Below are 13,026 nucleotides of genomic sequence, written 5' to 3'. Positions count from 1 at the left end.
CGTTGTTATTGGTTACGGTACGCAACGAAAATCAGATTTAACAGGATCGGTATCATCTGTAAGTTCAGAAGATTTAACGGCTGTACCAGTTGCCAGAGTAGATCAAGCTTTACAAGGAAGAGCTGCCGGTGTTCAAGTAACACAAACTAGTGGTGCGCCAGGTGCTGGTACTGTTATTAGAGTAAGAGGAGGTAACTCCATTACGGGAAGTAATGAGCCGCTTTGGGTTATTGATGGTATTGTGGTTGGTACAAATTTCAACTTAAACAACATTAATAGTAACGATATTAAATCTATCGAGGTTTTAAAAGATGCTTCTTCTATTGCCATTTATGGTTCTAGAGGTGCAAATGGGGTAGTTTTAGTAACTACAAAAAATGGTGTAGGAGCTGGAACTGGAAAACCACAGATTAGTCTAAATCTATATACAAGTTCACAAATGTTACCAGAATTACCAGATAGACTTTCTCAAAGGGAGCAAATAGAGTTTACAAACGAAAGTGCTCGTTTTAGGTCTGCTGCAGAGCCATTTCCAGGTGATCCATCTTCATATCCTGACAACGATTGGGTTGATTTAGTATTAGGAACTGCTCCAATTTATAATGCAGATATTTCTGTTTCTGGAGCATCAGATAATGTTAATTATTACACATCGTTTAATTATTTTAATCAAGAAGGTATCGTTAGGAGTTCTGGTATTGAAAAATATATTTTCAGAACAAATTTAGATCTTAAAATTAACGATAAAGTAAAAACAGGATTTAGATTAAATTATTCTAGACTAGAACAAGATAACGCGCTGGGTAGTTTTAGTCAGGCAGCTTTTGGTATACTTCGTACACAGCCTGCTTTTAATGACGATGGAACCTTTAATGGACGAGATGAGGTTGCAGGAGCTCCTTTTAATAACCCTTTAGCTGCTATAGCATTGAATACTAATGAAACGTTTACTAATAATTTATTAGCAACAGTTTATTTAGAGTATAGTCCAGCTCCAAAGTGGACTATTCGTTCTACATTTAGTCCAGAATTTAACAATACTAAGCAAAATAGATTTACATCTAGTCAATTGCCAGGTTTTCTCGCAGATAACGTACCCGATGGAGGTACAGCGAGTGTGAGAACAGTTGCTAGTACAGGATGGAATAATGAAAATACTATACAATATCAATCAGATTTTGGAGAAAATCATAGTATTACCGCACTTGCAGGTGCTTCTTTTCAAAAAGTAGCTACTGAAATAGCTTTATCAGAGGCTGCAGGAATTACAAGTGATGCAGTAGGTTTTGATAACTTAGGTTTTTCAGATCCAGTTAGGGCAGCGGTTTCTAGTGATTATAGTGCATTTCAAATAGCATCTTTTTTCGGAAGATTAAATTATAGCTATAAAGATAAATACCTTTTAACTTTAGTAGGAAGAACAGATGGTAGTTCTCGTTTTGCACCAGGTAATAAATATGCGTTTTTCCCTTCAATAGCAGGAGCTTGGAAAATATCTGAAGAAGATTTTATGCAAGATCAAAATGTGTTTCAAGATTTAAAATTAAGAGCTAGTTGGGGTAAATCAGGTAATCAAGCTATTGAGCCATATAGAACTTTTGGAGAATTAACTGAAGCAAATACAACACTTAATGGTAAAGAAGTGCCCGGTTTGACTCTTGGTAGGCCTTCAAATCCCAATTTAATGTGGGAGACTACAAGTTCGTTCGATATCGCTCTAGAAGCATCTTTGTTTGGTGGTAGAGTTTTTACAGAATTTAATTATTACTACAAGAAAACAGAAGATTTATTATTAGATGTAACTATTCCAAGACAAACAGGTTTTAATAGTCAATTACAAAATGTTGGATCTTTAGAAAATAAAGGATGGGAATTTCTTGTAAACTCTACAAATGTTAGAACCTCTAATTTTAATTGGAATTCTACGGTAACATTATCTGCAAACAGAAACAAAATTTTAGACCTTGGTGGTGTAGATTTTATTGATATTGTAGTAGATCCTATTATTGGGTCTGGTAATACACGTTTAATTGTTGGAGAATCAGTTCCTGTTTACACAGGAGTTAGATACTTAGGGACATGGAAAAGTCAAGCTGAGATTGATGCTTCTGGTTTAACTGCTCAAGTTGTTGGTGGGTCTAGATTTGACGATATTAGCGGTCCTGATGGTGTTCCGGATGGTATTATTTCAACTGAGGATAACGTGATTTTAGGAGATCCTACACCAGATTTAATTTTTGGATTTGAAAACTCATTTTCATATAAGAACTGGGATTTTTCTTTCTATTTTCAAGGTACTACGGGCAATGAAGTCTACAACCTAAACATGAGGAATAATTATTTTAACCGTGGAGAAGGTGTTAAGTTTGGAGATTTACGTGACCGTTGGATAGAAGGTGTTAATGAAACATCTAATATTCCTAGAGCAGGTGCAGATTCTGTTACAAACACACCAAGTAATTCGGAATATGTTGAAGATGGATCGCACATACGTCTAAAAAACGTGAGATTAGCATATAATTTCCCTGTTGATAAAATGGGATTAGACGGAATTAACAATGCAACCGTTTATTTTTCAGGAACGAATTTATTATTGTTTTCTAAAACGAGATTAATTGATCCAGAAGCAAGTAGTTTTGGTCGTAGTAATATAGCACAAGGATATCTTAGTGCACAATATCCTAACCCAAGAGTTATAACACTTGGTTTAAACGTAACTTTTTAAAAAAATAATGATTATGAAAACAAAAAATATAATTTTATACGTCTTTATGATATTCTCATGTTTTAGTTGTGAGAGTTTTTTAGAAGAAGAACCAAGAGCACTTGTTTCTCCTGAAACCTTTTTTGCTTCAGAAAGTGATGCAAGACAAGCTATTAATGGTACATATGCCATTTTAAAGAATAATTCTATATACGGGCAAGTAGGGCTTGATCATTTTTATGATAATGGTGCCGATATCATTGAACCTAACCGTGCTGCAAATTTTGTACAGCCTATTGGTAATTATACAATGAATGAAGCTTTGGCAGATGTATCTGTTCAAAAAATGAGTGTTTCTGATACTTGGAAGGATCTTTATAGAGTCATATTAAATACCAATGTAATTATAGATAGAGTAACTGGGAATGAAGGCATACTTGAACCAGCTCGAACAGATATTATTGCAGAAGCTACATTTCTAAGAGGTTTATGTTACTGGCACATTACTAATCTTTGGGGCGCGGCACCATATTATACAGAAGTGCTTACACTAGAGGAAATAGGTGCATTAGGAAGAACAGATGAAGCAACTATAATTGCAGGTACTTTAGTAGATTTACAGTTTGCTCAAGATAATTTACAAGATTCATATACCGGTGATCAAAGCGGTAGAGCTTCAAAATGGGCAGCCGCTACAATTATGGCTAAAATTTATATGAAGCAGAAAAACTGGCAAGCTGGTTTAGATAAGTGTAATGAAATTTTAAATGGATCTCCTCATACCATTTTACCAAACTATAATGATGTTTTTGATCCGTTAAATGAATATAATGCTGAGATTATTTGGTCATTAGATTTTGCAAAGGACATTGAAGGTATATTTGATCCTGCTTTTCCTGGCCGTTCATTTGCTGGTAATAATAGTTGGAGACCAAGTATGTTTAACCCGCGTTTAAGAGATGAACCCCTTAATACCGATGAAAGAGGAGCTCTTGGAGCTGCGCTTGCTGCAAATGGACAAGCCTTTAATGGAACTGGTTTACAAGTTGCTTCGAAAGATTTTGCGGAAAAATTTCCTATGAATGATTTAAGAAGAGAACTTAATATTGTAGATAACTATTTAGGTTTCGATTTAGTATTTCCTTACATGGCTAAATTTTGGAATTTAGATTTGGAAACTTCACCGCGTTTTAACCACTCAGATAATAGAATGGTATTCCGTTTAGCTGATGTTGCCTTAATGGCTGCTGAATGCGAAAACGAACGCCCTGGAGGAAACCCTAACACTGCTTTTGAATATATAAGAGAAGTAAGAGAGCGTGCTTTTGCTACTCAAGTAGAAGCTGAAGCTATATTAGGACTAGATCAAGAATCGTTTAGAAGAGCTATTTACGATGAACGTAAATGGGAGTTAGCCGGAGAAGCAACTAGAAGATATGACTTGATTAGATGGGGAATATTATTAGATGTAGTTCAGAATCTTGAATATCGTTTCTGGGAGCCTAATGTAAATATAAAACCATATCATGTTTTATTGCCTATTCCTTTACAAGAATTAGAAAATAATCCAGCTTTATTGGAATCAGATCCAACAAATAATGGGTATAGATAAATATTAGTTTTATTTTTTTGAGTTAGTTTAGTTTAAAAGACCGGAAGAAGTTTTCTTTCGGTCTTTTTGTTGTTAAAAACGCTAATAAATAGTGTAATTTATACTAATTCTTTAAATATTTTATTTTGCAGTACTGTACAGGATACAAAATTTTATTCTTCAATTTAACTTTGATTGGTAATAAAATTGTAATAATAAATCCTTTTTCATGTCCGTAAAAGTTAGATGCATTCTGTTTTTTTGTTTTTTAAGCTCACTTCACACGTTTTCACAAATAAAACATGGCCTTAGAGATGATATGGGAAAACATATTATACCCAGAGGTTTTGTAGTAAACACCAACGACCATAAAGGTGAAGTGTTTTTTAATAGCGACGACTACGTACGTATGGTGCGAATGGGAGCTAACACCCAAGTTATTCGGTTGGAGTTAGGTAAACTTAGTAATTTTCCAGGTGGTAAGCTTGAGCCAGATTATTTGGTTAAATTAGATTCTTTAGTGGCTTTAGGTAAATACCATGGTATAAAAACGGTTTTTAAAATGACAGTTTATGGTGTAGATAAGTTTGTCTGGGAAGAATTCTGGCAAAATAAAAAGAATGAATATAAAACTTATATAGATGCATGGAAAGTAATTTGGAACCGATATTCCAATGCATCTTCTGTGTTAGGATACGATGTGGTTAATGAACCAAGAAAGTTAACCATGGATATTTCTTATGAAAATTTAACAAACAAATACCTTATTCCTTTATATCAAAAAATAATTGATGAAAGTCAAAAAATAAATGAAGATAAAATGATATTATTTCAGTCTATTTTTATGAATAAAGGAGAGAAAATAGATAATAATCAATACTCAGAAATTACAAAGCCAATTAATAGAAAAAATATCATTTTTGCACCGCATATATACCAAAATGATATAAGCTTTATAAAGCGTAATATGGATCGATTTGATAAGGAATCAGATATGTTAAAAGCTCCAATTTTAATTGGAGAATGGGGGTTTCCAACATTTGCAACAACCGATACTATAATAGAGGGCAAGCTAGGGCAATTAAAATACAGAGAGCTTTATATCCGAACTGCCGAAGTTTTCGATAAGATGGGTGTAGGTTCTATAAAAGCTTGGTTTTTAGGAAATAGAACCATGCAAAATTTTCTTCCAGGTGGCCCTTCAACTTGGTCGATATTTAGTGATAAAACAGATGCAGGTACAGTAGAAAGAAAGTATATTACAGATGTGATTTCTAGACCTTTTCCTCAATCTATTGCAGGAGATATTCAATCCTTTTTATTTAATCATGCAACTAGAAGTTTAGATGTTAAAATAAAACCAGATAATAGCAAAGGTGCATCAAAAATATTTATTGGTGCTAATAGACATTATCCTGATGGTTTTTCAATATTTATAGGTCAAGAGTCAGTCTTATATTATAATCCTTTAAAAAATGTTGGACTTGAAATTTATAAATTGTCTAATGAAATTGATCCGACAGATTTTATTTGGGATTCCAAAAGTCAAAAATTAATAGTATTAAAATGGCCAAAAACCGAAGGGATATTGGATATAAAAATTGTTCCTGGAATAAGGAATTTTGATTAATTAAAATAAAGTAATTATTAAAAAAGAGTTTATGAAGAAATTATTTGTTCTTGGATTTTTTACAGTCTTATTATTGAATTGCAACTCAGAAAGTAAAGCGAATAAAACGACGTCTCAGAAAGATTCTGAAATTGCCTCAAAAGTTGAAAATTTAATTAGTCAAATGACCTTAGAAGAGAAGATGACAGAAATGATTCAGGATGCACCTGCCAATGAAAGATTGGGCATTCCTGTTATGAAGTATGGGGAAGCATTACATGGATTATGGCTTGTTCTTGATTATTATGGTAATACAACGGTTTATCCACAAGCGGTGGCCTGTGCTTCAACCTGGGAACCTGAGTTAATCAAAAAAATGGCTTCACAAACAGCGTTAGAAGCTCGTGCTTTAGGTGTTACTCATTGTTATTCTCCCAATTTAGATGTTTATTCAGGAGATGCACGATATGGTCGTGTTGAAGAATCTTATGGTGAAGACCCTTATTTAGTTTCACGAATGGGTGTTGCGTTTATCGAGGGCTTACAAGGTACAGGCGATGAGCAATTTGATGAAAATCATGTTATCGCCACAGCTAAGCATTTTGTTGGATATCCTGAAAATCGTCGTGGTATAAATGGTGGATTTAGTGATATGTCCGAACGTCGTTTGCGTGAGGTTTATCTGCCATCGTTTGAGGCAGCAGTAAAGGAAGCAAAGGTAGGTTCCGTTATGCCAGGGCATCAAGATTTTAACGGAGTTCCTTGTCATATGAATACTTGGTTGTTAAAGGATATTTTACGAGACGAGCTAGGTTTTGATGGTTTTATTGTTTCTGATAATAATGATGTTGGGAGATTACAGACTATGCATTTTATTCCTGAAACCAGAGCTAAATCGGCTATTTTAGGATTAAAAGCGGGTGTTGATATGGACTTGGTAATTGGTAAGAATGTTGATTTGTCAACCTATCATATCAATGTATTGAAGGATACAATAAAGCAGGATCCTTCATTGATGAAGTATATAGACAAAGCCACATCACGTATTCTAACAGCAAAATATAAATTAGGCTTATTTGATTCAAAACCAAAAGAGATTGATGAGAAAACTGTAGAAGCTGGTACTGATGAACATCGTGAGTTTGCTTTGGAAATGGCAGAAAAATCTATGATTATGCTAAAAAATGATAATAATCTTTTACCACTAGATTTATCTAAAATAAAATCTTTAGCAGTTATTGGCCCTAACGCTCATGAAGAGAGACCTAAAAAGAAAACCTATAAACTATTGGGTGGCTATTCAGGGTTACCACCATATTATGTTTCAGTTCTTGATGGTTTAAAGAAAAAAGTAGGAGATAATGTAAAAATAAATTACGCTAAAGGTTGTGATATTGATAGTTTTTCAAAAGAAGGATTTCCTGAGGCTATTTCTGCCGCTAAAAAATCAGATGCTGTTGTTCTAGTAGTAGGTAGCTCTCATAAAACATGTGGTGAAGGTGGAGATCGTTCTGATCTTGATTTGTATGGTGTTCAAAATGAATTGGTAGAGGCGATTCATAAAACAGGAAAACCAGTTATTGTGGTTTTAATTAATGGACGCCCATTAAGTATCAACTATATAGCCGAAAACATACCATCAGTACTTGAAACTTGGTATGGTGGTATGAGAGCAGGTAATGCTGTTGCTAACGTTATTTTTGGAGACGTAAATCCAGGAGGTAAACTAACCATGTCTTTTCCACGCTCCGTTGGGCAAGTTCCTGTAACTTATCTTGAGCGTCCTGATTTTATTGGATCTGGAAAAGGAAAGTACCGATTTACTGATAAGTCACCCTTATTTCCATTTGGTTATGGATTAAGTTATACGACTTTTAAATATGGAGAACCTAAATTAGAAAGTAATACTATAAATACAGATGGAGAAACCACAGTTTCAATAGAAGTTACCAATACTGGGGATAGACAAGGAGATGAGGTAGTACAAATGTACGTTAGAGACGATTATGCTTCAGTAGGACGTTACCTTAAAATGTTAAAAGGATTTGAGCGTATTTCCTTAAAACCAGGTGAAACAAAAACAGTAACCTTTAAATTAGGTTTTAATGAGCTTAATGTGTTAAACCAAGATATGAAAAAAGTGGTGGAGCCAGGAACATTTACAATATCAGTTGGGGCATCATCTATGGAAAAAGACTTAAAAACCATAATCTTAACAGCTAAAAATTAAAGTAACTTCTCATTATTTAATTTATGAAAAAGCGTTTTAAAAGTATAGTTTGTCTGTTTTTTTGTTTAACTACTTTGTTTTTAAGTGGTTGTAGCTCTCAAGATCATGAAAAAGACTTATCTAAGGGTAATAGGTTTAAATATAATTTTAATCTTGATTGGAAATTTATAAAAGAGAATCCAGATCATGCTCAATCAAAAGAATTTGATGATAAATCCTGGGTCACAATAAGTTGTCCGCATACTTTTAATGATGTTGATACTTTTGATGATTTAAGTCATGGTCATCACGATGGAGAAGATAATCAATGGCGAGGTACAGTTTGGTATAGAAAAAATTTCACGCTTCCAGAATCAGAAAAAGGAAAAAAAATATTTATCGAATTTGAATCGGTACGACAAATTGCCGATGTTTATATTAATGGTAAGCATATTGGTCAAAACCAAACAGGGTTTATCCCTTTCGGATTTGATTTAACTTCTCACATTAATTTTGGAGAAGAAAACGTAATAGCCGTAAAAGTTAATAACGACAGAGGCGATCATTTTAGAGATAATTTTCCTTTAGTATGGAATCATGAACATTGGCACCCAACACATGGAGGAATTTATAGAAATGTATTTTTACATGTTATGGATCCCTTACACGTAACTTTACCTTTGTACGATAATTTAAAAACAGTTGGTACGTATGCATATGCAGATAACATTACTAACGATAAAGCAACTGTTACTGTAAAATCTGAAGTTTATAATGAATATCAAGAACAAAAAAATGTGGTTCTTGAAACTTATATTATTAATAAAGAAGGTAATATTGTTCAAAAAGGAACAAATTCTCAAGATATAAAAGCAAATGAAAAATTTACATTTGAAACACAATTAAATATTGATAACCCACAACTTTGGTACACTCGTAACCCCTATATGTATAAAGTTTATACCGTGGTTAAACAAAATGATGTTGTATTAGATAGTTACGAAACACCTCTGGGAATAAGAAGTTTTGAATTTAATAAAGACTCTGGTTTTCATATTAATAAGGAATATGTAAAGTTGCATGGATGGGGACAAAAACCAACCAATAGTTGGGCAGGACTTGGTGCTGCTTTACCAGACTGGTTAAGAGATTTTACCTATGATTTAATGGATGAAGCAGGAGGTAATTTTATACGTTGGGGACATTGCGCAGGATCTCCAGCTGAAATAGCCATGGGAGATAAATATGGTTTTGTAACCTTAATGCCTGGCGTTGCAGGAGAATCTGAAGATGAAGGAGAAACTTGGGATATACGTATTGCTGCTTTTAGAGATATGATTGTTTACTACCGTAACCATCCATCTATTTTTATATGGGAAGGCGGTAACTGGGCTGAGTCGGAAGCACATTATCAGGAAATATTAGATGTTATTGATACTTTCGATCCTAAAGGAAAACGATTAATGGGACACAGACGTGCAGATAATGCACCTTGGTCAGAAAAATACATTAGTATTGAAATTGGAACTGAAGGATGGGAAGGTGAATATCCTAACCTACCAATTATTGAAAGTGAATATTGTCGAGATGAAGCACCACGTAGATCATGGGATAAATATTCACCAGATGATAACTTTTTCAGTCACCCAAATTTAAGCAGAAATACCTATAAATTAACGTCAGAAGAATTTGCTGTAAGACAAGCAGACCATTGGTGGAAAAAAATGGGTAAAAAGCCTTACCATAGTGGTGGTGCAAATTGGATTTTTTCTGATGGACCTCATGGTGGTAGATGTCCTACAGAAGTTACCAGAGCAAGTGGAGAAGTTGATGCTGTTCGCTTACCTAAAGAAGGGTTTTATGCTTTAAAATCTATGTGGCGACCAGAACCACAAGTTCATATAATTGGACATTGGAATTATACCGAAGATACAACCAAGCCATTATATGTTATATCCAATACAGCAGCAGTTAAATTATTTGTAAATAATGAGTTGATAGGTACTGATACTATTCCAGATAATGGGTATGTTTATAAATTTGATAATGTACAATGGAAACCTGGTGAAATAAGAGCAGAAGCTTATATTGATAATGAACTTTCTGCAACACAAATTAAACATACTACAGGAGAGCCTGTAGCTATTAAATTAACATCTATAACTGGTGCCGATGGATGGTTAGCAGATGGATCAGATATTGCTTTAATCGATGTTGAAGTTGTTGATAAAGAAGGTAACAGATGTCCATTAGATAAAGGACGTATAGATTTTACTATATCAGGGGCAGGTATATGGAGAGGTGGTTATAATAGTGGTAAAGAAAACACAATTAATAACCTATATCTAGATACAGAATGCGGTATAAATAGAGTGGCAATTAAATCATTATTAAAAGCAGGTGAAGTTAAAATTACAGCAAAAAGACAAGGGTTGAAAGATGCTACCATTACTTTAAATTCTAAACCGGTAAATTTAGAAGGTGGTTTAAGTACTAAAATGCCTCAACTTTATAAGACAGTAGTAAAAGAAGAACCTAAAACAGCTTACACACCATTTATTCCTCCTTATGTGCCAGGTGTTACTAATAAGAGTAAATTGTTTACTAAATTTAGTTATACAGGAGACTCTCAAGCAATGTTAAGAACAAATGTGTTTTGGGGAAAGAAACCATATACTGACTTACAATATAACTATACAAAGATTCCAAGCTATTTACATGGTTCAGAATATGTAAGAGTACCTAATTCAGATAGTCGTTATTGGGCAAGAGACCTGTTACAATTTATAGCAGGAGAAGATATGACACTTTATGTAGGACATGATGATAGAGTGTCTCGTCCAGAGTTTTTAATTGAAGATTATGTTGATACAGGGGATGATTTCATTATAGGAGAAGTTAAAATGTCATTATTTAAGCGTGACGTTAAAGCAGGAGAGAGTGTAGTTATGGCTGGAAATAGTGATGGAGATGCTCCAGAAGACGCTAGAATGTATGTTGTTATTGCTAAAAAGAAGTAAATAATTTAGTGTTTTATATTGTTATATTATCTTATAACAATATAAGTCACAATGATAATACAATTAAAAATGAAAATTAATACATTAATTTGTAGCGTATTTTGTTTAATGTTTTTTACATGTCAAAACACCAAAAGCAAAAATGAACAGATAGTAAATAACGAGCAAGTAGAATTACCTAAGAAACCTAATATTTTATGGTTAGTTACAGAAGATATGGGAGCTTATATTCCACCTTTTGGAGACTTAACTGTTAAAACACCAAATTTAACTCGTTTAGCTAACGAAGGTGTTATTTATCCTAATTTGTATTCAACTTCTGGTGTATGTGCCCCTAGTAGGGCAGCCATAGCAACAGGAATGTACCCTTCAAGTATTGGTGCAAACCATATGCGTACAACATCTAATACTAAGCAAACAGGCTTGCCTAAGTATGAAGCAGTACCCCCTTCTCAAGTAAAAATGATTAGTGAATTACTCCGTTTAAATGGATATTATTGTACTAATAATTATAAGGAAGATTATCAATTTAGAGCACCAGTTACAGCGTGGGATGAAAGTAGTCCTTATGCACATTGGCGTAACAGAAAAGATAATCAGCCTTTTTTTTCAATATTCAATTTTACAGAAACACACGAATCTGGCTTATTTGAACCTTATGGTTTTAGACAAATAGAAACAAGACATTACCGTGCTGGTGATAGAACTTATGCTTGGAAACAAAACGGACTACCTGAAGCAAAAAATAGAATTGCAGAAGAAGATATTACAAAGCATTTACCTAAAGATACAAAATTTAATATCCCGCCATACCTTCCAGATAATGACGTTACTAAACGTGATATGTGGAAATTGTACAACAATATTGCCGAAATGGACAATCAAGTTGGAGCCGTTTTAAAGCAATTAGAAGATGATGGACTTTTAGAAAATACCATTATCATTTTCTATGGTGACCACGGAGGGCCATTACCTAGGCAAAAACGTTTAATTTATGATTCAGGCTTAAATACACCAATGATTATTCGTTTTCCTAATAAAATGAATGCAGGAACTAAAGACGAGCAATTAATTAGTTTTACAGATTTTGCTCCAACGTTATTATCTTTAATAGGTGAAAAGCCTGAAGAGTATATGCAAGGACAAGCATTTTTAGGTGATTATCAGGCTAAAAATAAACGTAACTATATACATGCTGCTGCAGACCGTTTCGATGAAGTAACCGATGCTATAAGAGCAGTAAAGGATAATCAATTTAAATACATTCGTAATTATAGACCAGAACAAGGTTATTATTTACCACTTGCTTACAGGGAAAAAATTCCGACAATGCAAGAATTATTAAGATTAAAAGATACTGGTAAGTTAAACGATTTACAAATGCAATGGTTTAGAAATTCAAAACCTAAAGAAGAGTTGTTTGATTGTAAAGCAGACCCTCATGAATTAAATAATTTAGCTAATAACCCAGACTATAAAGACAAGCTTAATGAATTACGATCTGAAATGGATAGGTGGTTAGTTGCAATTGGTGATAAGCCAAACTTACCAGAAGCAGAACTTATCAATCAACTTTGGAAAGGTAGTGATAGTAAACCGCTAACATCTCAACCATTAATATCTTATTCTAATGGTGAAATTCAAATTAATTGCGAAACAGAAGGTGCATCAATAGGTTATAAAATTAAAACTAAAGGTGGTGATTTTCCTGAAACGTGGTCGATTTATACAAACCCATTTTCTGCTTCTAAAGATGCTATAATTATGGTCCAGTCTCAACGTATTGGTTTTAAGCCTAGTAAGTCAAAAGCTATAAATCTTTCTGATTTAAATTAGAAACAGTAGGATTGAATATTTTATAATAATTATCTTAAATAGTTGTAAGAATTCTTT

The 13,026-nt window shown here is 33.5% G+C and carries 6 protein-coding genes; all 6 read left to right on the top strand.

The features are described 5' to 3' along the window. Positions 1-7: 7 nt before the first annotated feature. The 6 genes from Q0842_RS06725 to Q0842_RS06700 all read left to right on the top strand — a co-directional run bounded on the left by Q0842_RS06725 (position 8) and on the right by Q0842_RS06700 (position 12,969). Entirely contained in the window at positions 8-2,725 is a 2,718-nt protein-coding gene (locus Q0842_RS06725) for a TonB-dependent receptor (RefSeq protein ID WP_298496020.1), read from the top strand. 13 nt (positions 2,726-2,738) lie between these two features. Then, a complete protein-coding gene (locus Q0842_RS06720) occupies positions 2,739-4,316 on the top strand; it encodes a RagB/SusD family nutrient uptake outer membrane protein (RefSeq protein ID WP_298495864.1) in 1,578 nt (525 codons plus the stop codon). Between the two features lie 298 nt (positions 4,317-4,614). Beyond that, complete coding sequence (locus tag Q0842_RS06715) at positions 4,615-5,925, top strand: cellulase family glycosylhydrolase (protein ID WP_298495861.1); 1,311 nt, start codon at positions 4,615-4,617, stop codon at positions 5,923-5,925. Between the two features lie 31 nt (positions 5,926-5,956). Next, positions 5,957-8,134, top strand: a complete 2,178-nt coding sequence (locus tag Q0842_RS06710) for a beta-xylosidase (protein WP_298495859.1) — start codon at positions 5,957-5,959, stop codon at positions 8,132-8,134. A gap of 23 nt (positions 8,135-8,157) precedes the next feature. Beyond that, positions 8,158-11,133, top strand: a complete 2,976-nt coding sequence (locus Q0842_RS06705) for a glycoside hydrolase family 2 protein (RefSeq protein WP_298495857.1) — start codon at positions 8,158-8,160, stop codon at positions 11,131-11,133. Between the two features lie 69 nt (positions 11,134-11,202). Then, a complete protein-coding gene (locus Q0842_RS06700; RefSeq protein WP_298495854.1) occupies positions 11,203-12,969 on the top strand; it encodes a sulfatase in 1,767 nt (588 codons plus the stop codon). Positions 12,970-13,026: the final 57 nt, after the last annotated feature.

The sequence above is a fragment of the uncultured Algibacter sp. genome, from assembly GCF_947495675.1.
Lineage (GTDB): Bacteria > Bacteroidota > Bacteroidia > Flavobacteriales > Flavobacteriaceae > Algibacter_B.
This window is presented reverse-complemented; position numbering and strand designations above follow the sequence as displayed.

What these genes read in the sequence shown, in the direction of transcription:
- Q0842_RS06720 (WP_298495864.1), top strand. Translation starts at nt 2,739, where the DNA reads ATGAAAACAAAAAATATAATTTTATACGTCTTTATGATATTCTCATGT.
- Q0842_RS06715 (WP_298495861.1), top strand. Translation starts at nt 4,615, where the DNA reads ATGGGAAAACATATTATACCCAGAGGTTTTGTAGTAAACACCAACGAC.
- Q0842_RS06710 (WP_298495859.1), top strand. Translation starts at nt 5,957, where the DNA reads ATGAAGAAATTATTTGTTCTTGGATTTTTTACAGTCTTATTATTGAAT.
- Q0842_RS06705 (WP_298495857.1), top strand. Translation starts at nt 8,158, where the DNA reads ATGAAAAAGCGTTTTAAAAGTATAGTTTGTCTGTTTTTTTGTTTAACT.
- Q0842_RS06700 (WP_298495854.1), top strand. Translation starts at nt 11,203, where the DNA reads ATGAAAATTAATACATTAATTTGTAGCGTATTTTGTTTAATGTTTTTT.